Annotated in this window: 20 protein-coding genes; 11 read left to right on the forward strand and 9 right to left on the reverse strand. The window is 45.2% G+C overall.

The window, feature by feature from the left end; all coding sequences use genetic code 11:
* Positions 1–151: 151 nt before the first annotated feature.
* The 8 genes from noc to rpmH form a co-directional block, all read right to left on the reverse strand.
* Positions 152–970: a nucleoid occlusion protein gene (gene noc / locus ACUTVW_RS25125; RefSeq protein WP_434748651.1), complete on the reverse strand. Its 819-nt coding sequence runs from the start codon at positions 968–970 to the stop codon at positions 152–154.
* A gap of 548 nt (positions 971–1,518) precedes the next feature.
* Positions 1,519–2,241, reverse strand: coding sequence for a 16S rRNA (guanine(527)-N(7))-methyltransferase RsmG (gene rsmG / locus ACUTVW_RS25130; protein WP_445648280.1), 723 nt, complete (start codon positions 2,239–2,241; stop codon positions 1,519–1,521).
* Positions 2,241–4,130 carry a tRNA uridine-5-carboxymethylaminomethyl(34) synthesis enzyme MnmG gene (gene mnmG, locus ACUTVW_RS25135; protein ID WP_445648281.1) on the reverse strand — a complete coding sequence of 630 codons (1,890 nt, stop codon included), beginning with the start codon at positions 4,128–4,130 and terminating at the stop codon, positions 2,241–2,243. The genes rsmG and mnmG overlap by 1 nt, the downstream gene beginning before the upstream one ends.
* Before the next feature lie 141 nt (positions 4,131–4,271).
* Entirely contained in the window at positions 4,272–5,648 is a 1,377-nt protein-coding gene (mnmE, locus tag ACUTVW_RS25140) for a tRNA uridine-5-carboxymethylaminomethyl(34) synthesis GTPase MnmE (RefSeq protein WP_445648282.1), read from the reverse strand.
* A gap of 142 nt (positions 5,649–5,790) precedes the next feature.
* Positions 5,791–6,504, reverse strand: a complete 714-nt coding sequence (gene jag, locus ACUTVW_RS25145) for an RNA-binding cell elongation regulator Jag/EloR (RefSeq protein WP_445648283.1) — start codon at positions 6,502–6,504, stop codon at positions 5,791–5,793.
* A complete protein-coding gene (locus ACUTVW_RS25150; RefSeq protein WP_445648284.1) occupies positions 6,501–7,379 on the reverse strand; it encodes a YidC/Oxa1 family membrane protein insertase in 879 nt (292 codons plus the stop codon). Before ACUTVW_RS25150 ends, jag begins: the two co-directional genes overlap by 4 nt.
* A gap of 74 nt (positions 7,380–7,453) precedes the next feature.
* Positions 7,454–7,804, reverse strand: coding sequence for a ribonuclease P protein component (rnpA, locus tag ACUTVW_RS25155; protein ID WP_434748645.1), 351 nt, complete (start codon positions 7,802–7,804; stop codon positions 7,454–7,456).
* Positions 7,805–8,058: 254 nt separating this feature from the next.
* Positions 8,059–8,193 carry a 50S ribosomal protein L34 gene (gene rpmH, locus ACUTVW_RS25160; RefSeq protein ID WP_434748644.1) on the reverse strand — a complete coding sequence of 45 codons (135 nt, stop codon included), beginning with the start codon at positions 8,191–8,193 and terminating at the stop codon, positions 8,059–8,061.
* A gap of 644 nt (positions 8,194–8,837) precedes the next feature.
* On the opposite strand from rpmH, the gene ACUTVW_RS25165 reads away from it, so the two are divergent.
* The 9 genes from ACUTVW_RS25165 (at position 8,838) to gyrB (ending at position 19,910) form a co-directional block, all read left to right on the forward strand.
* Positions 8,838–9,512 (forward strand): GntR family transcriptional regulator, encoded by a 675-nt coding sequence (locus ACUTVW_RS25165; RefSeq protein WP_445648285.1) that lies wholly within the window; start codon positions 8,838–8,840, stop codon positions 9,510–9,512.
* A gap of 300 nt (positions 9,513–9,812) precedes the next feature.
* Positions 9,813–11,174: a GntT/GntP/DsdX family permease gene (locus ACUTVW_RS25170; protein WP_445648286.1), complete on the forward strand. Its 1,362-nt coding sequence runs from the start codon at positions 9,813–9,815 to the stop codon at positions 11,172–11,174.
* An 81-nt stretch (positions 11,175–11,255) separates the two neighbouring features.
* Positions 11,256–12,803, forward strand: a complete 1,548-nt coding sequence (gene gntK / locus ACUTVW_RS25175; RefSeq protein ID WP_445648287.1) for a gluconokinase — start codon at positions 11,256–11,258, stop codon at positions 12,801–12,803.
* A 719-nt stretch (positions 12,804–13,522) separates the two neighbouring features.
* Complete coding sequence (gene dnaA / locus ACUTVW_RS25180) at positions 13,523–14,869, forward strand: chromosomal replication initiator protein DnaA (RefSeq protein WP_434748640.1); 1,347 nt, start codon at positions 13,523–13,525, stop codon at positions 14,867–14,869.
* 232 nt (positions 14,870–15,101) lie between these two features.
* Positions 15,102–16,244 (forward strand): DNA polymerase III subunit beta, encoded by a 1,143-nt coding sequence (gene dnaN, locus ACUTVW_RS25185; RefSeq protein WP_445648288.1) that lies wholly within the window; start codon positions 15,102–15,104, stop codon positions 16,242–16,244.
* Positions 16,245–16,260: 16 nt separating this feature from the next.
* Positions 16,261–16,476, forward strand: a complete 216-nt coding sequence (gene yaaA, locus ACUTVW_RS25190; protein WP_434748638.1) for a S4 domain-containing protein YaaA — start codon at positions 16,261–16,263, stop codon at positions 16,474–16,476.
* A 58-nt stretch (positions 16,477–16,534) separates the two neighbouring features.
* Positions 16,535–17,647 (forward strand): DNA replication/repair protein RecF, encoded by a 1,113-nt coding sequence (recF, locus tag ACUTVW_RS25195; protein WP_445648289.1) that lies wholly within the window; start codon positions 16,535–16,537, stop codon positions 17,645–17,647.
* Between the two features lie 13 nt (positions 17,648–17,660).
* A complete protein-coding gene (gene remB / locus ACUTVW_RS25200) occupies positions 17,661–17,909 on the forward strand; it encodes an extracellular matrix regulator RemB (RefSeq protein ID WP_090923610.1) in 249 nt (82 codons plus the stop codon).
* 90 nt (positions 17,910–17,999) lie between these two features.
* Positions 18,000–19,910, forward strand: coding sequence for a DNA topoisomerase (ATP-hydrolyzing) subunit B (gene gyrB, locus ACUTVW_RS25205; protein WP_441929743.1), 1,911 nt, complete (start codon positions 18,000–18,002; stop codon positions 19,908–19,910).
* A 72-nt stretch (positions 19,911–19,982) separates the two neighbouring features.
* Here the strand turns inward: gyrB and ACUTVW_RS25210 are convergent, their stop codons facing one another.
* Positions 19,983–20,954 carry a YheC/YheD family protein gene (locus ACUTVW_RS25210; protein ID WP_445648290.1) on the reverse strand — a complete coding sequence of 324 codons (972 nt, stop codon included), beginning with the start codon at positions 20,952–20,954 and terminating at the stop codon, positions 19,983–19,985.
* Positions 20,955–21,382: 428 nt separating this feature from the next.
* Here ACUTVW_RS25210 and gyrA point away from each other — a divergent pair, with 428 nt between their 5' ends.
* Together gyrA and ACUTVW_RS25220 are read left to right on the forward strand one after the other, a co-directional pair.
* Entirely contained in the window at positions 21,383–23,941 is a 2,559-nt protein-coding gene (gyrA, locus tag ACUTVW_RS25215; protein WP_445648291.1) for a DNA gyrase subunit A, read from the forward strand.
* 227 nt (positions 23,942–24,168) lie between these two features.
* Positions 24,169–25,290, forward strand: coding sequence for an HD-GYP domain-containing protein (locus ACUTVW_RS25220; protein WP_445648292.1), 1,122 nt, complete (start codon positions 24,169–24,171; stop codon positions 25,288–25,290).
* Positions 25,291–25,788 lie beyond the last annotated feature (498 nt).

A 25,788-nucleotide genomic window follows, 5' to 3' on the forward strand; every position in this document is an offset into this window, starting at 1 on the left:
TAGTAGGTTGTGAGTTACAGTTAACAATAAGCAGGGGCCATCGTACGCACGAACAACAACTACCGTTTTACCAAAACAATGTGCATCTTCACGTATACACAATCTGACTGTTAAGACAGAAAAAGCGGCCCATTGCCGCCTTAAGCTTCAATTATTTGCGTTTTGGAATATGAATAACGATTTCGTAATGATCCTCGTGATCAGCTTCTTTAGTTTTAATATCCATCCCTGAACCAGTTACCATATCAATGGACTGACGAATCGTGTTGAGTGCCAACCTTACATCTTTGGTAAAGGATATACGTTTGGACTTTTTGATTTTGGTAGCTTCTTTGTAAAAAGCAACACGTACTTCTGTCTGCTTCACATTCAATCCCTTGTCGATAATCTCGCCCAGCAATTTCAACTGTAGCTCTTCCGTATCCAAAGATAACAAAGCTCTTGCATGGCGTTCAGATATCTTCCGCTCCATCAAAGCTGTCTTCACACCATCAGGAAGTTGTAACAAACGAATCTTATTGGCAATAGTAGACTGACTTTTGCCAAGTCGTTGAGCAAGACTCTCCTGTGTCAATTGATGAAGATCAATCAACTTTTGATAAGCAACTGCTTCCTCAATCGAGGTTAAGCCTTCACGTTGCAAGTTCTCAATCAAAGCAATGGATGCTGCTTGAGAATCGTTGAATTCGCGCACGATGGCCGGAATGTGCTCCAGACCCAGTTTGCGTACAGCACGCCAGCGGCGTTCCCCAGCAATAATCTCATATGATCCATTCCGAACGCGGACGACAATCGGTTGAATAATGCCATGCGTTTTGATCGTTTGCAGTAACTCATCGATCTTATCATCATCAAATATAGTACGGGGTTGATACGGACTGCTCACAATTTCATTAACCGGGACTTGTTTAATCTCATCTCCGTTATTGCGCTCCGCCAAACCAAACAACTTCGAAAATTGTTCTTTCATTCCGTAGATTACCACCTAGTTTCGTAATAGCTCCTGCATGGACAGCAGGTGCTTCTTATTCCATAAGCGAGACAAAACTTCCATCGTTCCTGAAATAAGTTATACCATTCTTATGAATTGCTGCGAAGCAGCATCAAATGCTTAACTATCTATTAATATGGACTAATCTATGATCACTGTTTACGTATGATCTGATACTTCTATTCTATCATCTTTTTCTCCATAAGCCTATGTTTACCTATTCTTTAAAGACAGCAAATTTTCCTGCTTTTCTTTAATGTAATTCAGAAGATTCAAAGATTATATTCACATGATATCGTCATAAATCATTTGTAATTAAATCTAATTCATCTCCTTATTAATTCAAACTCACTATCATATGGATGATTGAGCCCAAAAAAAAGAGAATGTTTCACGTGAAACATCCTCTTTCAAATCTTACCGCCATATAATTAACCGGACGAAAAGCTTATGGGGAAACGTAAGTCTTCTCCGCAGTTGTCTACGACACCAAAACGTAATTTCTATTAATCCTTCTGATAAAATGCTTAAACAAGTGGTGTTTTAAGTGGTGTTCCCGGTTTACGGGGATACTTATGTGGCGTCTTATCAAACTTCTGGATCAAAATGATATGACGTTCTGACTCCTCCACTGGCAGCTGAAATGGATGAACAGCTTTTACCCGTCCTTTCAGCTGATTAAAGCTGAACTCTGCTTCTTTCATTTCATCACGCGGGTCTCCACCCTTCATTGCAGCGAACATGCCGCTTTTACGTACAAAAGGAAGACAGAATTCATTCAGTACCGCCAGCTTGGCTACAGCGCGCGCAGTAACCAGATCATAGCTGTCTCGATACCCTTCTTTGCGACCCAGCTCCTCAGCACGACCATGGATTAATTCGACTTGCTCCAGACCAAGTGTATCCACCACATGTTGCAAGAAACCAATCCGTTTATTTAATGAGTCAACGATCGTAAGCTGGATATGGGGAAAGCAGATCTTCAGCGGTAATCCCGGGAACCCTGCGCCCGAGCCAATATCGGCAAGCTTATTTACTTTTGTCATATCTGTATAGAACGCTAGCGATACCGAGTCATAGAAGTGTTTCATATATACTTGCTCACGATCTGTAATGCCAGTCAGATTCATTTTTTCATTCCAGGATACCAGTTCTGTATAATACATTTCGAACTGTTCCAACTGGAGTTCTCCTACTTCCAAACCGTGCTCTTTCAAGCGCAGCTGCAACTGCTGTTGAATATCGTCCATTATTGTCCCCTTGCTGCGGTAACGCGATTATAATGCTCCAGGTAGACAAGTAAGATGGAGATATCCGCAGGCGTAACTCCTGCAATACGAGATGCCTGACCAATTGAAATCGGACGAATTTTTGCAAGCTTCTGCTTGGCTTCCATCGCAAGACCATGAATCTCGTCGTATACGATCGTGTCCGGAATTTTCTTTTTCTCCATTTTCAGCAAACGTTCCACGTGGATCAATTGTTTCTCAATATAACCCGCATATTTAATTTGAATTTCAACTTGTTCCTTCATATCAGCGGTCAATTCCACTTCGGAAGGGGAAACCTGCTCAATCCAGTCATAGCCGATCTCAGGACGACGCATCAGATTTAGCAATGTACTTCCATCCTGGATCGGTGTAGAACCAATCTCTTCAAGTTTGGCATTGACCTCTACAGGACGTACCTTTGCCTCTTTCAGACGTATGATCTCCTGCTCGACTTTAGCCTTTTTATCCAGGAAAGCCACATAACGATCCTCAGTGATCAAACCAATGTCATGACCAATCTCCGTTAGACGCATATCCGCATTGTCATGACGGAGCAGCAGACGATACTCGGCACGGGATGTCAGCAACCGGTAAGGCTCATTGGTACCTTTTGTAACGAGGTCATCAATGAGTACACCAATGTACCCTTGGGAACGATCAAGTACAACCGCCTCTTTACCCTGCACTTTACGTGCTGCATTGATGCCAGCCATTACCCCTTGTCCAGCAGCTTCCTCATATCCGGATGTACCATTAATCTGACCAGCTGTGAACAGCCCTGGCAGGCGTTTCGTTTCAAGAGAAGGCCACAACTGTGTCGGAACCATCGCATCGTATTCAATGGCGTAACCATTCCGCATCATTTCGACTTTTTCCATACCAGGAATCGAACGAAGCACCGCGAGCTGTACATCTTCAGGCAAGCTTGTAGACAGCCCTTGTACGTAATACTCAGCTGTATTCTTGCCTTCAGGTTCCAGGAATATTTGGTGTTTTGGCTTATCGCTAAAACGTACAATTTTGTCTTCAATGGATGGGCAGTAACGCGGCCCCGTTCCCTCGATTACACCGGAAAACATAGGCGCACGATGCAGATTATCATTAATAATCTGATGTGTCTCTACAGATGTATACGTCAGCCAGCAAGGCAGTTGCTCATTAGTAGAGGATTTTGTCTCATAGGAAAAGAACTTCGGCTCATCATCGCCAGGCTGAATTTCGGTTTTGCTAAAATCAATCGTATCCTTATGCACACGCGGTGGTGTGCCCGTTTTGAAACGTACCAGTTCGAAGCCCAGCTCACGCAGATGCTCCGACAATTTAAGGGATGGCTGTTGATTGTTTGGTCCGCTCTCATACATCAACTCACCCATGATGACTTTACCGCGCAGATATGTGCCTGTAGTCAACACTACAGCTTTGGCACGATATTCTGTACCTGTTTGGGTGACAACTCCGACACACTGACCGTCCTCAACGATCAGACGATCCACCATACCCTGACGCATGGTCAGATTAGATTCCTTCTCCATCGTTTCTTTCATTGTATGTTGGTAAGAAAATTTATCAGCCTGTGCACGCAGCGCATGAACCGCAGGGCCTTTCCCCGTATTCAGCATCCGCATCTGGATAAACGTTTTGTCGATATTCCGTCCCATTTCCCCGCCAAGTGCATCAATCTCCCGCACAACGTGTCCTTTTGCCGGTCCCCCAATAGATGGGTTACAAGGCATGAAGGCTACCATGTCGAGGTTGATTGTAATCATCAGTGTCTTGGAGCCCATCCGGGCTGCTGCCAGAGCTGACTCTACCCCAGCATGTCCTGCTCCAACGACAATGACATCATAACTGCCGCCATCAAAAGCCATGTTATTACCTCCTTATTTTGCTTTTATCTATATCAAACCAATACTTCCTGGCAACAACATCATTCCATCCTTTGACAACGGGCAGAGATTGCACCTTCCCATCATACACATCCATTTCAATGAAGGAAACGGGATAATGATTTACTTTCCTAGACAGAACTGGGAAAAAATCTGATCAATTAATGCGTCATGTGCCGTATCTCCCACGATCTCGCCCAGCTGCTCCCATGCCAAACGAACATCAATCTGGATCATATCAATTGGAACAAACTGATCCGCAGCCTCATACGCATCGACCAAGGATTGCTTCGCCTTCTTCAACAATGCAATATGGCGGACATTGCTTACATACGTCAAGTCTGCAGACTCCAGCTTTCCACTGAAGAACAGTGTCGAGATAGCATCTTCTAATCGATCAACACCCAACTCGTCCTTCACCGACATCGGAACAAGTCGCTCCTCGGGAATATAACGGAGCAGCACGTCACGTTCAATCTGTGGCGTTAAGTCCATTTTATTCATAATGATTATTGATTGTCTACCGCGGATTTGTTCCAGCAATGCAATCTCATCTGGATGAAGCGGCTCGGCAGCATTCACAACCATCAGAATCAGATCCGCATCATTGACAGCAGAACGGGAACGCTCCACCCCGATCTTCTCAACAACGTCCATCGTTTCCCGAATCCCCGCTGTATCGAGCAGTTTCAACGGAATATTGTTTATTGTGATGAATTCTTCAATGACATCCCGTGTCGTTCCCGGAATATCAGTAACGATGGCCCGGTTATCCTGTGCCAGTGTATTCATTAACGAAGATTTACCCACATTAGGCCTTCCGACAATAGCTGTCGTAATGCCTTCACGCAATATTTTGCCTTGTTCAGCTGTAATCAGCAATTTATCAATTTCGCCCATGACTTCACTGGACTTTTCTTTGATAAACTCAGACGTTAATGATTCTACATCATGCTCAGGGTAATCGATATTCACTTCGATATGAGCCAGTGTCTCTACTAACGTATATCTCAAATCACGCAGCTTGGAGGACAGTTTACCTTCTACTTGCTTCAGCGCTACCGAGAACGCACGATCCGATTTCGAACGAATAAGATCCATCACGCCTTCCGCCTGGGACAAGTCAATCCGTCCATTGAGGAAAGCGCGTTTCGTAAATTCACCCGGTTCAGCCAGTCGTATATCAAGCTGCAGCAGCAGGTCCATCACCCGTTTAACAGATACGACACCACCATGGGCACTGATCTCTACAACATCCTCTGTAGTAAATGAACGAGGCGCACGCATTACGGTGACCAATACCTCTTCTACATTTTCCCCACTGCCCGGATCTATAATATGACCATAATGAACCGTATGGGACGGTGCCTGGGTCAAAGGTGTTTTGCTGCGAAAAATCTTTTCGGTCTCTGTCACCGCATCAGGTCCACTGACGCGAATCACCGCAATGCCAGCTTCACCGACCGCTGTGGATATGGCTGTAATCGTATCGCTAATCATCGTGATCTCTCCTTACTTCTATATAATGAAGTTGTCATCTAATCCATTCCGGAGAATGCCAACACATATTTCAAGTCTATTTGTACGAAAAAAGCAATGGCTTCTGCACCGGGCAGGAAGCCATTGCATCTTCAATTGCGTGTTATTTCAACGTAATAACCACACGCCGATTAGGCTCCTCGCCTTTACTCAAAGTCTTAATCTGCGGGTGATTTTGCAATTTGGCATGAATCACTTTGCGTTCGAGCGGAGGCATAGGTTCTAGTACAACTTCCTTGCCTGTACGGATGGCTTGTCCAGCCAAACGCTCAGCCAGATCCTCCAGCGTTTTCCGCCTACGCTGACGGAAGTTCTCCGCGTCGAGCACGATACGCACAAAGCTTTCCGAATATCGGTTAGCTACAATATTCGTCAGATATTGAAGAGCATCCAGCGTCTGTCCACGTCTGCCAATAATCATGCCGAGGTCTTCCCCGGAAATATTGAAGATATGGCCATCCCGGTGTTTTTTGATATGCACTTCTACATCAAGCCCCATACCTGCCGCGACTTCTTTCAAGAACGCAGCCGCTTCTTCATAGGGATTATGGACTGCTGCACCTTCACCCTCAAGTAATGTTTCAATCTCAGGTTCAGATGTGGCTGGTTTGATCGGCTGTGATACAACTACAGCTTCAGGTAAAGGCAACAGTTTTACTTCAACTTTAGCAGCCTTCACCCCGAACAAACCCAGGAATCCTTTTGACGGCTGCTCTAACACTTGTATCTCGACCTTGTCCCGGCTCACGCCAAGCTCAGCCAATCCTTGGTTTACAGCATCTTCAACGGTTTTTCCTGACGTAATGACTGTGGTCATTTCGATTTTTTGGCCCCTTTCGACCCTTTCCCAGAGACGGTTGCCTTGCCACCGTTTTTGCGTTTAGCTCCACTTTTGGAAGAGCTGCTCTGCTTCACGTTGACCTCGGCCACAATTTTATCATTATTCCGGTAAAGGAAATAGTTTTGCACGATCGTGTAGATATTACTGTAGAACCAGTACAGCGGCAACGCTGACGGGAATTGATACGACATAACGAAGATCAAAATCGGATACACCCACAGCATGAACTGCATTGGGCCAATCTGCTGTGCAGGATTCATCCGCATCATCATCCACGTTTGGATGAATGTAGTGATGGCAGCCAGCACTGGCAAAATAAACAGATGATCGGGCGTTCCAAGCTGGAGCCACAAGAAATCATGGGTTCTCAGACTGGAGTTTCCGTAAATGGAGTTATAAAGTGCGATGTATATCGGCATCTGAATAATAAGAGGCAGACAACCGGCCATCGGATTAACCTTGTTCTCCTGAAACAACCTCATCGTTTCTTGCTGAACTTTCTCAGGTGTATCTTTATACTTGGCTTGAATCTCCTTCAGCTGCGGCTGAATCGCCTGCATCGCTTTGGAGCTGCGGACCTGTTTCATCGTCAATGGTAAAATCAATGTCCGTACAATAAGCACCATGACTAGGACAGCTAGTCCATATTCGCCGCTGAACCATTTTGCGAACGTATCGAGTGCATAAGAGAACCAGTAAACTACATTACTTTGCCAAAATGAATCACTGTTCTTCAGATCTTCTGTAGTAACCCCGGCTCCTTGCGGAGTACATCCGGCGAGTACAGTGACCATTGCAATAACTGCAATGAGGAGAATCCACTTCCCCTTAGATGTCTTCAATCGCGACACTTCATAACCCCTCTCTTAACCATTCCATTCCACCGTAAATCATACCATAATTAGGAGGACAAATAAACCGAAGCTTACCGCTTGCACGACTTCAACAGGGAGGCCTTACGCAGCACATGCAGCAGACTTTTTTCCATCTCCTTATAGGACATGTCCAACGCACCTTTGCGGACGATGAAAATCAAATCCATCTGCGTAACAATCTCTTGCTCATGATGACGTACAATTTCCTTAATCATGCGTCTCATCCGGTTACGCACGACAGCGTTTCCGATTTTCTTGCTGCATGATATGCCTACACGGAATTGTTCCGTATCCTTACGGCGACAACCATACACCACAAATTGATGATTGGCGAACGATTTTCCAAACCGATATACGCGGCCAAAGTCCGCCCGGTTTCGCAGACGCAGTCTTTTATACACGGCGCTTCTCCTTGCTGTCCTTCATCAATATATTGACGGAGGCCTCATTACTGATTTAGTATAGGCTTTCTTAATCGACGGTAAACCGTCTTGGCGACAACTTGTATATAAGGTAGGTTTCCGAAAAAAAGAAACCTTAATCCATATTTATGATCAGCTTCTTCACAGCACAAAACACGATGAATTACCATGTAAACCAGCCGGAATGAGCTCCTTTAAGAAAAAAAAGACCACCTCGGTGGTCTTCAGATGCATTAAGCACTCAGTTTCTTACGGCCTTTCAGGCGACGTGCTGCCAAAACTTTACGGCCGTTGCTTGTGCTCATTCTTTTACGGAAACCATGAACTTTTTTACGCTTGCTAACGTTCGGTTTGAATGTAGGTCTCAATGTACTGCACCTCCTTACAAGGAAATACTTATGTGATGAATCATTTTCATCTTAATAAAGAAAACACCTTTATATATTTAATCATGTTCAATTGGAAAAGTCAACTGCAAAGCTCCGCCACTCTCCCTCTTATTCATATGCTTTCCAGTGTTCAAGAACTCTACCCAGCTAACCGAATCTTTTTACCTCACCACACAGCCGCAATATAACCCCAAAAAGTTATCCCCAGTCCGCAAAAAAAGCCTGATCCTTCAACATCTTCCGTTATCCACACCCCTTATTGAGCTGCGCGAAAAATCTTAAGTTCATGTTTGAAGTTATTCACATGTGGATAAAGAATATTAGGTTTACACTGGGACAAAGGTAAGGTGAATGTATCCGCTTCACTCTGAAGGTTTACAAGCATTTGAGAAAGGTGTAGGATGAAAAATATCTTGTATACAAGTATACTTATCGTTTTTTTAAACCCTCTTACTAGTCAGTCGACAATTTATGGAGGGGAAATTTAAGCTTTGCTTAACAAAGCTCCTGACGTGTTGGTTCACCAATTTGTCTTTTCGACATTAGCAATGAATGCTGGGCTGCAAAATAGTATGTTATGATCGTTTAATGTACGGATTACTTAATTTAGGAGCGTTAGCCATATGCAGTTTCCATCTTCCTGGCTTCAAGGAGCATCTCGCGGTGAGGCCATTGCTTGTGAATTAAGGCTGAGAATCATCAACGGAACCCTTCGGCCTGGAGAAATTTTGTCAGAAAATCGAATTGCTGCTGATTTTGACAGCAGTCGCTCGCCAGTTCGTGAAGCTCTGAGAACGTTGTCAAATGAAGGACTGATTCGGCTTGAACGGATGGGCGTTGTGATCCTGGGCCTAAATATGAAGGATGTCGAAGAACTGTATGATGTACGTTTTCTCATTGAGAGCTTTGTACAACAGCGACTGGCTGCAGATGTGCCTCCGGCACTAATCACGCAACTCGGTAATATCATCGACAAAATGCAGCTCGCGGGCAAACACCATGATGCTGTCGAATTTGCTTATCAGGATCTCACGTTCCACGAAACTATTATCGAGGCAGCTGGGCATTCCCGCATCGCACACTTGTGGAAGAGCACCAGGTATGTAGTCATGACGGTCATGCTGCTTACCACTCGTAGAGTGTTTGCTCAGGGCGAGTCCAAAGTAAGCGCTGTAATCGATAAACACCGCTCGCTTGCGGCAGCTCTGGAATCAGGCGACAAACTTCTTATCCAGACTGGAGTGCGCACGTATTTTAAAGACTCAGGCCAAACGTTACATGAAAGCTTTGAATTTTAAACTCTGATTGTTACAGCATGCCACTTTCAGTGGCTTAGTTTCCATTAGAACGAAATTCGGGCCGTTATTTGTCTTATAGTTTTATAACGGTAAAGTTCGCAATCCATTCGGCGTGAATAACGTGGAGGATTGCAACTCAACTTGTCGACAAGTATACCAAATGCGATTTTGTTCATTTTTTAGGGCATGTTAAGGCTAGTTTGATTAGCTCTTGCAGTGAACGTCATCACCCCAACGATTTCTCTTATCGCTAAAGTTCATTGTAAGCGTTTATCACCAAGACAAAGGAGTAATTACATCATGAGCACGATTTTCGGATTATCTCATAACGCTACATTGCTGGTCTGGACGTTGATCTCCATCATCTTCCTGATTCTATTGATCTCCAAATATAAATGGAACCCGTTTATCACCCTTTTATTGTCTGCATTGATGCTTGGTTTGCTTGCAGGGATGAAACCTGCTGACGTGATTTCCTCCATCACCGGTGGACTTGGCGGTACTTTAGGCACGATCGCTATCGTCATTGGACTGGGCACTATGCTTGGTAAAATGATGGCCGAATCCGGCGGCGCCGAGCAGATTGCAACTACTCTTGTTGACCGATTCGGTGTGAAACGTGTGCACTGGGCCATGATGATTGTTGGTTTCATTGTGGGTATCCCCGTTTTCTTCGAAGTGGGTGTCATTCTAATGATTCCAATCATCTTTACAGTAGCCCGTAAAACCAATATGTCCCTGCTTCAGATCGGGATCCCTATTTTGGCCGGTCTATCTACTGTTCATGGACTTGTTCCGCCACATCCGGCACCGATGATTGCCATCGAAGCCTTCAATGCGGATCTGGGGAAAACGATTCTATACTCGCTTCTTGTAGGTATCCCTACGGCAATTATCGCTGGACCTGTATTCGGCAAATTTATCGGCAAAAGAATTCATACGGAACCGCCAGCTGAACTTGCTGAACAGTTCTCGGCTAAGAAAAACAGCAACCTGCCCGGATTTGGCATTACGCTGTTTACCATTCTGCTGCCGGTCATTCTGATGCTGATCGGTTCTATTGCCAGCATCGTTGATCCCGATGCAACGAGTGGATTGACCGTCTTTAGTGAGTTTATCGGTAATGAAATTATTGCGCTATTAATCTCTGTCGTCTTTGCCCTTTTTTCACTCGGCTTTGCCCGCGGATTCACCAAACATGAACTTTCTCGTTTCACCAGTGAATGTTTGGCACCTACAGCTACGATAATTCTCATCATTGGTGGTGGCGGAGCCTTCAAACAGGTGCTGATTAATAGTGGCGTTGGTAATGCCATTGCCGAATTTGCCACGAACGCACATATTAATGTGATTCTGTTTGCCTGGCTTGTGGCTGCACTAATTCGTGTCGCAACCGGTTCAGCTACGGTTGCCATGACCACAGCAGCTGGCATTGTTGCTCCAGTGCTCGCTCTTACCCCGGGAGCTAACATTGAGCTGGTTGTACTTGCTACGGGTGCAGGCTCCCTTGTATTGTCCCATGTGAATGATGCCGGCTTCTGGATGATCAAGGAATTCTTCAATATGAGTGTCTCTCAGACACTCAAGACGTGGACTGTTATGGAAACACTACTTTCAGTGGTCGGATTGATCTTTATTTTGCTGCTAAGTACTGTGGTTTGAATATAAGTTAATCGTATTTTTCAGAGAAAGAGAGAATTTTGTATATTTACACAGCTCTTTAAAGAAAGAAGGAACGATGCAATGACCAACTATATGATTGGAATTGATATAGGAACGACCAGCACCAAATCCGTTTTATTCACAGAGCAAGGCGAGGTGATTACGACCTCCACTCAGGAATATCCGCTCTATACACCCGCTCCAGATGTTGCGGAACAAGATCCCGAAGAGATTGTACAAGCAGCCATTCGCTCTGTACACGGGGTGATGAGCCAGAGCGGAGTTTCTGCAAGCCAGATTCTCTTCGTATCCTGCAGCTCAGCCATGCATAGTGTCATTGCCATGGATCAGCATGATCATCCACTGACACGCTGTATCACCTGGGCTGACAATCGAAGTGCAGCTTGGTCCGCCAAGCTGCAAGAAAACGGGGTAGGTCATCGTATTTATCTACGCACGGGTACCCCCATTCATCCCATGTCCCCTCTGACCAAATTGATGTGGCTGCGCCATGATGAACCCGAGATATTCGAGCGTACTGCAAAATTTATATCAATAAAGGAGTACCTGTTCTTCCGTCTGTTCGGACGATATATCATTGATCATTCCATCGCTTCCTGTACGGGTTTGCTTCATCTTGAACAGCTGGATTGGGATCAAGAAGCGCTGGACATTGCAGGGATCACACCGAATCATCTATCAACGCTTGTACCGACCACTTATACAATAGAGGGAATACATCCTGAATGGGCTGAAAAAATGGCTTTATCCCCCTCCACACCCTTTGTAATCGGCGCAAGTGACGGGGTATTATCCAACCTTGGCGTTAACGCCATTAAGCCAGGCGTCGTCGCCGCAACCATCGGCACGAGCGGTGCCATTCGTACCGTCGTTGATCGTCCGGTAACGGATCCGAAAGGCCGCACCTTTTGCTACGCCCTGACTGAAAAACTATGGGTCGTTGGCGGGCCTGTGAATAACGGTGGTATGCTTTTTCGCTGGGTACGGGATGAGTTTGCCGCGTCTGAAGTCGAAACAGCGAAACGCCTCGGCATCAACTCCTACGATGTACTGACCAAAATTGCGGAACGTGTCCCAGCCGGTTCCGAAGGACTGTTGTTCCACCCGTACCTTTCGGGCGAACGTGCTCCACTTTGGAATCCAGACGCCCGCGGTTCCTTTTTTGGCCTGACCCTCCATCATAAGAAGGAGCACATGATTCGTGCGGTGCTTGAAGGAGTTATTTTCAACCTCTATACCGTCCTGCTTGCTATGGAAGAACAGATCGGGCAACCGACCTCCATTCAGGCTACGGGCGGATTTGCACGCTCTCCGTTATGGCGGCAGATGATGTCGGACATCTTCAATCAGGAAGTCGTGGTACCCGAGAGCTTCGAAAGTTCTTGTCTCGGCGCCGTTGTTCTCGGACTGTATGCTACAGGGCGGATCAAATCCCTTGACGCCGTTTCTTCTATGGTAGGAACAACTCATCGGCATACCCCCGTCAAGGAACACGCCTCCCTCTATCAAGAGCTGTTACCGATCTATATACGTATTTCGCGCAAACTGGAAGAGGAGTACGCGGACATTGCTGAATATCAACGCAAAATGTCTATGCTTCATCTATAAGTAGAGGAAGGCCCCGCAGCCATAAACCGGCTGCGGGGCCTTCCTCTTTTTGCTGTCGTTTGTATCCCGCTTCAATACGCACAGATACATCTACATCGAAATACACCTATCTAAATGTTTTAGCTTTTATATCGATCCTCAAAATGATGGCAGCACCAATTTGTCAGGACTCTAAAAAGATACACATCCACTACACTTCTACTCTGTAATACCTCATGAGGGTGAAGAACCATCATACCGATCTGCTCATTTTCACAACGACTTACTTCGATTCACTTTCAGTTTATCCACAGCAAGGTTATTCACATTCCAGGATCACTTTTGCACACAATTTAGCATCTTTCGACGGATATCCTGTGTATAAATTATTTTTGCACTTTAGGTCATGCTGTCGAAAATTAAACAATTTATAAACAATATATTGTGTTGTGACTAAAAATTATACACAAGTTATTGAATTTGTGGATAAAATCTCGCCATACGTTGAAATGCGGGGCTTCTTTTGCTATGATTGTATTACTTTTGGATGTGAATATGTGATCTGACCCATAATATTATCAACAGCCTGTGGATAAAGTTGTGAACAATTTTCCGTTGTTCCTTCTTTTTTTGTTTTAGACACGCGGGGGTTTGGGGATAAATTCAACAATATATCTCGTATTTCGACACTGCATCATGGCTTAAGCCACACTTGGAACATGTAAAAGGAGTGACAGTCTGTGGACAGCCATACTTCTGATTTATGGCAGCAAATCTTATCAATCATACAAAACAAACTTAGCAAACCCAGCTTCGACACCTGGTTTAAAGCAACGAAGGCAACCAAGCTGAACGATCAGGCTATTGTCATCTCCGCCCCAACCACATTTGCCGTCGAATGGCTGGAGAGCCGTTACACCAAACTCGTCGGTTCGACGGTCTATGAGTTGCTTGGCAAACAGGTCGATGTGAAATTTGTCATCGAGGAGAACAAACCTGTAGAGCCAGACCCGCAGATGCCCGCGCCAACACCGACAGTCGTTAAGGAAGAAGCAGTGCTCAGCATGCTGAATCCAAAATATACATTCGATACCTTTGTCATTGGACCGGGCAACCGTTTTGCCCACGCCGCATCGCTGGCGGTCGCTGAAGCGCCCGCTAAAGCCTACAATCCTCTTTTTCTATATGGAGGCGTAGGACTTGGCAAAACCCACTTGATGCATGCGATCGGACATTACATTTTGGAGCATAATCCGAGCAGCAAGGTTGTTTATTTGTCATCTGAAAAATTCACGAATGAATTCATCAACTCGATCCGTGATAATCGCGGGGAAAGTTTTCGCAACAAGTATCGGAGCGTAGATATTCTGCTAATTGATGATATTCAATTTTTGGCCGGAAAAGAATCAACACAAGAGGAATTTTTCCATACGTTTAATGCGCTGCATGAGGAACGGAAGCAGATCATCATCTCCAGCGACAGACCACCGAAGGAAATTCCAACGCTGGAAGAGCGATTGCGCTCACGGTTTGAATGGGGATTAATTACGGATATTCAGCCTCCGGATTTGGAGACGCGGATTGCGATTTTGCGTAAAAAGGCACGTGCGGAGAATCTGGATATTCCAAACGAAGCGATGATGTATATTGCTAACCAGATCGATACTAACATTCGAGAACTTGAAGGAGCCCTGATCCGTGTTGTGGCCTATTCTTCCCTAACGAACCAGGACGTAAGCTCCCATCTGGCAGCTGAAGCACTAAAGGACATCATTCCTTCCAGCCGTCCCAAAATGATCACCATTCAAGACATCCAACAAAAGGTCGGCGAGTACTACAGCTTGAAGCTTGAAGATTTCAAAGCACGGAAACGGACAAAAGCGGTTGCTTTTCCAAGACAGATTGCTATGTATCTCTCTCGTGAACTGACAGACTTTTCTCTGCCCAAAATCGGGGATGCTTTTGGAGGACGAGATCATACCACGGTCATACATGCTCATGAAAAGATCTCTCAAGCAATTAAAAACGATCAAGATCTCTATAAAGTTATCAACAGCTTAACCGAAAAAATTAAGAATCCAACCTGAACAAGTCCCAAGCCTATGCACAACGTGTACACATGTGGATAGGCTTAATTTTATGGGTTTTACCCTACTTATCCACATATTCAGTGCCCCTATTACTATTATTACTATAAAGATCTAAAGATATCTTCTCCAAAAAGCCGTTACAAAGCATGGCCTCCGGCCTTTCAATAAACACCTTTTTAAGACCAAGTCACAACCCAACAACATCAAAAAATCCGCTAGGAGTGAAATCATGAAAATCAGCATAATGAAAAGCTATCTCAACGAATCTATTCAACAGGTATCCAAAGCAATCTCCAGTCGTACGACGATTCCTATTCTGAGCGGTATTAAATTCGACGTGAATCACCAAGGGGTAACGTTGACAGCAAGTGACACAGATATCTCCATCCAATCGTTCATCCCGCTTGAAGAGGGAGACAAAAGTATCGTACAGGTTGAGCAACCGGGTAGTGTCGTTCTGCCAGCCAAATTTTTCGTAGAGATCATCAAGAAGTTACCTTCACAAGAAGTGCATATGGAGGTCAAAGAAAACTTCAACACCTTTATCTCCGCAGGTGCAACGGAAATTCAACTGGTTGGTTTGGATCCGGAAGAGTTCCCGGTACTGCCGAGCATTGAAGAAAATCAAACAGTCTCTATTCCCGGAGATTTACTGAAAAATATGATCAAACAGACTGTATTCTCCATCTCCACTCATGAAACGACACCAATTCTGACAGGTGTACTGTGGAGTCTGGGTGATAACGAGTTGAAATTTGTGGCAACGGACCGCCACCGTCTTGCTACACGTGCAGCAATGCTGGATAATGCAGAGGGTATCCGTTTCAACAACGTTGTTATCTCTGGTAAAACGCTAAACGAGCTGAGCAAAATTGTTCCGGATCAGAATACACTTGTGGATATCGTTGTTGCAGATAATCAGGTGTTGTTCAAAATCGACCGCGTATTGTTCTACTCCCGTATTTTGGACGGAACATATCCGGATACTTCTAGAATTATTCCAACGTCATACAAAACAGAACTTGTTTTGGACACTAAAAAATTAAGTGAATCCATTGACCGGGCTTATTTGCTGTCGCGTGAGGAAAAAACAAACATTGTGCGTATGCAAACGATGGACTCCGGCACAATTGAAATATCCTCCAGCTCCTCCGAGCTCGGTAAAGTAAGAGAAGAGATTGAGCCCGCTGAATTTACCGGTGAACCGCTAAAAATCTCGTTTAACTCCAAATACATGCTGGATGTGCTGAAAGTTGTGGAAAGTGAGCAGCTGATGATTGCCTTTACGGGTGTCATGAGCCCAATCATCTTGAAACCGCTGGACGACAGTCAAAGCCTATACGTTATCCTGCCTTACCGAACGACCAACTAACGAAAGGAAGATCACGATGAAGCAAGTATCGATTCGTACGGAATACATCAAGCTTGACCAATTTTTGAAACTGGCAGAATGCATCCCTACTGGAGGTATGGCGAAGGCGATCCTGCAAGAAGGGCTTGTACGTGTGAATAAAGAGTCTGAGGAACGCCGTGGGCGGAAGTTATACCCTGGGGATATCGTTGAGGTGGACGGAGAAGGCACGTTTGAAGTCGTTGCAGAATAGAAAACCAAGGTGCAATCCTGCTGCCTCCTGACGGACGGGATAAAAGGGAGGTTACCGCGTGTTTGTAAACAGCATAGAGTTGCAGCATTTCCGCAATTATGAACATCTGAAGCTGGATTCGTTCGGTCCTGTCAATCTGTTGATTGGACAAAATGCCCAGGGCAAGACCAATCTGGCCGAGGCTATTTTTGTGCTTGCACTCACCAAGAGCCACCGCACCTCCCGGGATAAGGAATTGATTCGATTTGGCGAGGAACGCTCAAGGCTTACTGCAGAGGTCGACAAAAAATATGGAGCGGTCAAGCTGGAATTATCCTTGTCGCAACAAGGTAAAAAGGCGAAGATTAATGGTCTGGAGCAGCGTAAACTAAGTGATTTTGTCGGATCACTCAATGTGGTGATGTTTGCCCCTGAGGATCTGGAGATTGTCAAAGGCACACCGGGGGTTCGCCGTCGGTTCCTTGACATGGAAATCGGGCAGGTGGCTCCAGGCTACCTCTATCACCTACAGCAGTATCAAAAGGTGCTGGTTCAGCGGAATAATCTGCTCAAGCAGTTATGGGGGAAAGGGGATTCGGCTCAAGCGATGCTGGAGATCTGGAACGAACAGCTGGCAGAGCATGGTGTTAAAATCGTCAAAAAAAGGAAACAATTCATAAAGAAACTGCAAAAGTGGGCAGAAACAATCCATCAGGGGATCACCGGAGGCGGAGAAGTCCTGCGCCTGGCCTACCTTCCCTCCTTCAGCGAAGCCACTGAGGAAGATGAAGCTGTCTTAATGGAGCAATTTATGATAAAATTATCACAAATGAAAGAGCAGGAGATTCGCCGAGGCACAACGCTGAGTGGGCCGCATCGGGATGACCTGTCCTTTTTCATTAACGAACGGGAAGTACAAACGTATGGCTCTCAGGGGCAGCAGCGCACAACGGCGTTGTCTCTTAAGCTTGCGGAAATCGAACTGATTCATGAAGAGATCGGGGAATATCCGGTTCTGTTGCTGGATGACGTATTATCCGAACTTGATCCTTTTCGTCAGACCCAGCTGATCGAAACATTCCAAAGCAAGGTACAGACTTTTATAACCGCTACGGGAATTGAGAGCCTGAACGTTGACAAGCTTAAAGACGCTAGTATCTATCACGTTCATGCCGGACAGGTGGAACGCTAAGGAGTGAGGGCTTATGTACATTCATCTGGGCGGTGAGAAAATCATCCGTTCTTCTGAGCTGGTCGCTATTTTTGATATATCGATTGAGAAATCCTCAAAAATATCCAAGCAGTATGTTACACATGCCGAACAGGAAAAAACGGTCGAACATATCGGCGAAGAGGAAGCGAAATCAATTGTGGTGACGAAAAACATTGTATATTACTCACCGATTTCCTCCGCCACGCTCAAGAAGCGGGCTCACCATTTTCCTGATCTGTAGCAGATATGCAAGAGAAAATTCCTGTGTCTGCTAATATTCTTAAGTTAACGCATATTCAAGATATTGAATCTATAGAAGTAGGTGAAAGGCATGTCTATGAATCAACCGTCATATGATGCGAATGAAATTCAAGTCCTTGAAGGACTGGAAGCCGTACGTAAACGTCCGGGGATGTACATCGGTTCCACCAGTGCCAAAGGTCTGCATCATCTGGTCTGGGAAGTAGTGGACAATAGTATCGATGAAGCGCTGGCGGGTTACTGCGATCATATCGAGATCAGTATTCACGAAGACAACAGTATAACTGTCGTCGATAATGGGCGGGGTATCCCTGTCGGTGAACATACCAAAATGAAACGTCCTGCACTTGAGGTCGTTATGACGGTCCTACACGCAGGAGGTAAGTTTGGTGGTGGTGGGTACAAGGTATCCGGTGGTTTGCATGGTGTCGGCGTATCCGTTGTTAACGCACTTTCCGAAAAAGTGGTGGTGACCGTTAAGCGTGAAGGTCATGTCTATCAACAAGAATATCGTCGCGGTGCTCCGCAGTATGATCTGAAAACGATTGGAACGACGGATGAGACAGGAACAACTGTAACTTTTCATCCCGATCCAGAAATTTTCACAGAGACATTGGTATTTGATTATGAAACCCTGCTGACTCGTGTACGTGAACTGGCGTTCCTGAACAAAGGAATCGGCCTAACGTTGACGGATGAGCGTACAGGTGCAACCAACTCTTTCATGTACGAAGGCGGGATTATTGAATATGTATCCTTCCTGAATCAGAAGCGTGAAGTGCTGCATGAAAACCCGATTTACGTTGAAGGTTCACGGGATAACATTCAGGTGGAGGTTGCACTGCAATACAATGACAATTACACCGAGAATATTTATTCCTTTGCCAATAACATCAACACTCATGAAGGTGGAACGCACGAGTCCGGTTTCAAAAGTGCTCTCACACGGATTATTAACGATTATGCCCGCAAAGCAGGTGTAATCAAGGATAGTACAGGCAATTTGTCTGGTGACGATGTGCGTGAAGGACTGACAGCTATTATTTCGGTCAAAATTCCTGAACCGCAATTTGAAGGACAGACGAAAACAAAGCTGGGGAACAGTGAAGTGCGCGGTATTGTGGAATCTTTGTTTGCTGAGAAACTGCAGGAGTTCCTCGAAGAGAATCCTTCCGTATCCCGTCGTATTTTGGAAAAAGGATTGCAGGCAGCTCGTGCCCGTGAAGCGGCTCGTAAAGCGCGTGAATTGACACGTCGTAAAGGTGCACTTGAGGTCAGCTCCCTGCCAGGTAAACTGGCGGACTGCTCATCCAAAGATGCATCGATCAGTGAACTTTACATCGTCGAAGGAGACTCTGCCGGTGGTTCGGCCAAGCAGGGTCGTGACCGTCACTTCCAGGCTATTTTGCCGCTACGTGGTAAGATCCTGAACGTGGAAAAGGCACGTCTGGACCGTATTTTGGGCAATGCTGAGATACGTGCAATCATTACTGCAATGGGAACAGGGATCGGCGATGATTTTGATATTGCCAAAGCTCGTTATCACAAAATCATTCTGATGACCGATGCCGATGTCGATGGTGCCCACATCCGGACACTATTGCTGACATTCTTGTATCGATATATGCGCAAAATCATTGAGGCGGGTTATGTATATATTGCACAACCACCACTGTTCAAGATTGAGCGTAACAAAGTTATCCGTTATGCAGGCTCAGAGAAAGAGCGTGATGAGATCATTGCAACGCTTGGCGAGAATGCCAAGTTTAACATCCAGCGCTATAAAGGTCTTGGCGAGATGAATGCTGGACAGCTGTGGGAAACGACCATGGATCCAGAAAGCCGGACAATGCTGCAAGTATCGATCAGCGATGCGATGCTGGCGGACGCCATGTTTGATACGCTGATGGGGGATAATGTTGAACCTCGTCGAGACTTCATTCAGGAAAATGCTAAATACGTGAAAAACCTCGATATTTAATGAGTTGCGAAGAGGCGCCTGTGAGGGCGCCTTTTTTATATTATGAGGCTCTGTCCTATTGGTGTGATCTATTCATCGGGAAGTGCGGCGTTTGATGGCAGAAGCCTGCGCTTTAGAGACTTTGGAAGCTTTGGGGGCCTTGAAATTTGCCTTTTTTGTTTTACCTTTTTTGGAAGGCAAGCGTCCGTAGGCAATGGCATAACGTTTGATTTTGCGGTAAGCCTCTTTATCGGGTAGCAGACCAAAGGCATAGATACCAGGCAGTGTATTGACCTCCAGAATCCAGGGACGCCCATGATCATCCAGTGCAATATCAATCCCGATCTCTTTGAGCCTAGGAAAAGAGCTTTGCAGTTGGACAGCAGTATGGATACCTAGGCGATACAATTCATGTTCAAGCTTTTGATATCCGTCCTTTTTCAGATGGGGAATCACAAGTTCTCTGAACGTCGCGAGCCTGCCGCCTCCGTGGATATTGGTAATAATTTTCCCTGGCGCAGCAACCCGTCCGAGAATACCTGTTGTTTCCCAACTATGTTGTGGGTTTTTCTGGGTTAATACACGCAAGTCAAAAGGTAATCCCTCATGTGTCATCAGTGAAATGCCTTGTTGAATGATGTAGTCACGTTTCTGAATACGTTCATCCAATGCGTCCTGGAGCTCACCTAGAGAATGAAAGACTCGTTCTTCAGTTCCATGTTGAAGATGATAGGTTGTAAGCTCGGTCATGGCCGAAAGAGCAGGTTCTGAATCTTTTGTCTCCGCTTCCGTTGCTTCATCGGCCGCCTCATCGCTTTTGGCATCGGTAGATGTATCTTCAGCCAGGGGGGGCACTAACATGGTACGGGTTGTTTTCACGCGCATTACCCCATTACCGTAAGTTCCGCGGTCTGGTTTAATATAATTTGCCGGGAATAACTCGGTCATTCGTTCTAGCGTCTGCGAGCTATATTTTCGGGTCACCGGGATATATTCACTGACATGACGACTGCGTTGCAAAATGGCTGTTTTGATCCATTTGCTGGAGACGCGCTGGATACCCAATATGAATCAGTCCTTTCTTGTTTTGGTCGGTTGGTCTGAGGGCCAGCATGCAGAAAATCAAAGGACAAGAGACGATTTCAGTGGTATAATAGAGGAATATGGCGATTTGTGCTGTCAGCCGCTATAATTGTGGTTTGAATGACCGGTGGGAACGGCTTTAGCCTTGATTGGACAGTACATATGCCGCTTTTCTAGCATTGTATGTGCAATTGCAGAGGAAGGCAGGGCGAATCCCCAGACATGCTCAAGTTCCTGGAAGAAAGGCTATTGCCCAGCGGACGTTTAATTGTGTAACTTTTGTGAAAGTAATATAATAAAGAGTAGCGTTCTTATGCGGTTTTAGCCTTGTTAGGCTTTTCACATATATTATTTTTTTTTCGAAATGATTGATTTGGAACGTTTGTTGAAGGACAAGAAGGAGGTCCAGCATGGCGGAAGAAATGAACTCGCAGATTAAAGATCGGGATATTGGCGTCGAGATGCGTGAATCCTTTATGGATTATGCGATGAGCATCATTGTGAGCCGTGCCCTGCCTGATGTGCGTGATGGATTGAAGCCGGTTCACCGGCGCATTCTGTATGCAATGTCGGAGCTTGGCATGACACCTGATAAACCACATAAAAAATCAGCCAGAATCGTCGGCGAAGTTATCGGTAAGTATCATCCACACGGTGACTCAGCTGTATACGAGACAATGGTACGGATGGCACAGGACTTCTCGCTGCGTTACATGCATGTAGATGGGCACGGTAACTTTGGTTCAGTCGATGGTGACATGGCTGCAGCAATGCGTTATACCGAAGCACGTTTATCCAAAATTGCGATGGAAATGCTCAGAGATATCAATAAGGACACCATCGACTTCCAACCAAACTATGATGGCGAAGAAAATGAGCCAATTGTTCTTCCTGCTCGTTTTCCTAACTTGCTTGTCAATGGAGTTGGCGGGATCGCTGTAGGTATGGCTACCAATATTCCTCCTCACAATCTGGGAGAGGTTATTGACGGCGTACAGGCAATGATCCAAAATCCGGATATTACATCCATGGAACTGATGGATTATATCCAAGGGCCCGATTTCCCCACATCTGGTTATATTCTGGGACGTTCGGGTATTCGCCAGGCTTACCAGACTGGACGTGGATCGGTAACGATGCGTGCCAGAACCAACATTGAAGAGAACAACAATAAAGCTCGTATTGTTGTTACAGAGCTTCCGTACCAGGTGAACAAGGCAAGACTCGTAGAGAAAATTGCTGAACTGGTGCGTGACAAAAAAATCGATGGAATTACCGATCTGCGTGATGAATCAGACCGTAATGGTATGCGGGTTGTGATTGAGCTTCGCAGGGACGTCAATCCTGGTGTTGTGCTGAACAATTTGTACAAACATACTTCGATGCAGTCCACATTCGGTATTAACATGCTTGCGATCGTGAATAAAGAACCAAAGATTCTGAATCTGCGTGAAGTGTTATATCACTACCTGCAGCACCAGATCGAGGTTATTCGTCGCCGTACGCAATTTGAATTGAGAAAAGCGGAAGCTCGTGCTCACATTCTGGAAGGTTTACGTATTGCACTGGATCACATCGATGAGATCATTGCTTTGATCCGTTCATCGAGCAATACTGATGCTGCCAGAGAAGGTTTGATTGAGCGCTTCTCACTCAGCCATGATCAGGCTCAAGCGATTCTGGATATGCGTCTGCAGCGCCTGACAGGCCTGGAACGTGAACGTATCGAGAATGAGTACAACGAATTGATGGTTAAAATTCGCGAATATCGCGAAATTTTGGCTAATGAGCATCTTGTGCTTGAGATTATCAGTACAGAGCTTCAAGAAATTCGCGAGCGCTTTGGTGATGATCGTCGTACTGAGATCACAGTTGGGGAAGAGAGTATTCTGGATGAGGATCTGATTCCACGCGAAGAAGTAATCATTACGATTACCCATACGGGTTACGTTAAACGTCTGCCTGTATCTACCTACCGGAGTCAGAAACGGGGAGGTCGCGGTGTTGTAGGAATGGACACGAAAGATACTGACTTTGTCGAGCATCTTTTTGTAACCAACTCTCACAACTACCTGATGTTCTTCACGGACAAAGGTAAGGTATATCGGTTGAAAGCTTACGAGATTCCGGAGCTTGGACGGACAGCACGTGGGACTCCGATTATCAATCTGATTCAGATTGAGCAGGGTGAGTCTGTTAATGCGGTTATTCCGGTACAGGAATTCGAGAGCGACAGATACCTTTTCTTTGCGACACGTCAGGGTGTAGTGAAGAAAACGCCACTTGAAGATTACACGAACATTCGCAAAGGTGGTCTTATCGGGATTTCCTTGCGTGATGATGACAGCCTGATTGATGTGAAGCTGACGGACGGGCAGCAAGAGATTATCATGGGTACAGCTCATGGAATGTCCATTCGTTTCTCGGAAGGTAACGTACGTTCTATGGGACGTAGTGCTACCGGGGTTAAAGGTATCACACTCGATGATCAGGATGAAGTTATCGGTATGGATGTCGTGGATGCTGAATTGGATGTTCTGATTGTTACAGCCAAAGGTTACGGTAAACGTACACCAGTCAGCGATTATCGGATGCAAACCCGTGGTGGTAAAGGGATTAAAACGATTAATGTTACCGAGAAGAACGGTGCTGTTGTTAGCCTCAAAATGGTTAAAACAGAAGAGGATCTTATGATCATCACGTCCAGTGGTACATTGATTCGAATGAGCATGGATGGCATCTCAACCATGGGTCGATATACACAGGGTGTGAAGCTAATTCATATTCGTGAGGATGATTCCGTGGCTACGGTTAGCCGAATTGATAAAAATGAAGAAGAACCAGATGAAGAAAACAATGAAGCAACAGAATCCGAGACGTCCCTTGATACAGAGTTAGATCTGGAAGAAGGTATGGTGTCTGAGGCGGAAGATGATGTCCTAGGTGAAGATTCAGGTTCAGAAGAATAACATAAACCTCTTTTTTTATCGCATCGTTAAGGCAATTGAAACAGGATACGAAAGGCTCCCTTTATGGGGGCCTTTTTGGTACGTGCAGAAGAAATGATGAAATGCTTCAAAATCTAGGATGTACAGCCTGTTTTCTGAGTAATATAATGGGAAATAACATGAGAAACCGGGACTATGGTCTTGTATTGTCATCATCTTAAGAAGAACGATGAGTGAGGGGAATCAATATGGGATTAATCACCCTGTCAGAAGTCAAACCTGGACTGAAATTAGGAAGTGATGTGCAGACGTTGCGTGGCAATGTATTGCTTCAAAAGGGAAAAATCATTTTACCGAAAGATATGGAAGTCCTCAGGGCTTTTATGATTCATCAGGTAGACATTGATCAAGAGAGGACAGCAACAGGCACTGCAAGTTCCAAGGGGGCCGCTGGATTGACTGGGGCTGGGGCCTCAGGAACAGCCGTTGCAGAGCAGAGTGGGGATCGGACAAGTACAATAGTCACAACAAGGGTCAGTACACTTCAGGAAGAATACGAGAAAATGGTTACGTTGACCAAAAACGCATTCCTTTCCTCTTTGGCCGCAGAATTGCCAGTATACGAGTTACGCACACAGCTTGAAGCTTTGTTTATGCATCTAAAGCAATATAATGTACTCACCTTCAGTCCCCGTAGCATGAAAGAACACGACTATGTATATCATCATGCTGTGCTGAGTGCGATCACTTCTTATCAACTGGCTCAGTGGGTCGACCTTCCTTCGAAGGATTGGATGCAGGTTGCTTTTGCAGGTTTATTCCATGATATTGGCAATAATAAAGTTGATCCGCAGATTCTTCATAAACCTTCTTCCCTGACAACTGCCGAGCAGGAGGAGATTAAGCATCATACGAAGTATGGATACCAGATTCTTAAACAGGCTACGGCGATTAACGAGGGTGCAAGACTTGCAGCACTGCAGCATCACGAAAAAGTGGATGGATCGGGTTATCCCTTGCGACTTATGGGTACTCAGATTCACATCTATGCCAAAATCGTAGCCATAGCGGATATTTTCCATGCGATGACCCTGGAGAGGATTTATCGAAAGGCTCAATCTCCATATCTGGTTCTGGAGCAAATTCAAAGTGAGGCGTTTGGCAAACTGGATCCTGCTATTGTGAATGTGTTTGTGCAGCGTTCTACTCAAATTCATAATGGGATTCGAGTGAAATTAAGCAATAACCAGATTGGGGAGATTATTTTCTCTGATCGAGATCACCCTACACGGCCGATGGTGTCTGTAGAAGGGGCAATTATCAACCTGATGCAGCAAAGACAGTTATATATTCAGGAAGTACTGGGTTAAAGTCTGATTCTTTTAATATAGTTAAGACCTTCTCGTGGTGAGGGGGTCTTTTGTATTGAGAGAGCTAGTTAACATAGATATATATGTATAAATCAGTAATTGTTATATTGTTAGGATGGATCAATACTTATCAAAAAAACACTTGCAATGTTATTCTGTACATGGTATATTATAATTCCGGCCAAGAAAACACAGATTACACGGTGCGGCAAGCAAATGAAAACAAGCTTCGAAAGAAACTTGAAAAAAGAGCTTGCAAAGTTGGTTTGGACGTGATATGATATAAAAGTTACTGAAACGAATGAGTGACAGTAACTAAACAAGTTTGATCTTTGAAAACTGAACAACGAGTGAGTAAACATTCTGCTTGCAGAATGAACGCGAAAGTATGAGACAAGCCTTGGCTTGGAACAACTGGAGCACAAATGAGATTTTTAATCTCGTCAGATTCAAAATGAGCTTATCGCTCTTTTCAATACTTTATTGGAGAGTTATACT

It is taken from the genome of Paenibacillus sp. TSA_86.1 (assembly GCF_052691815.1).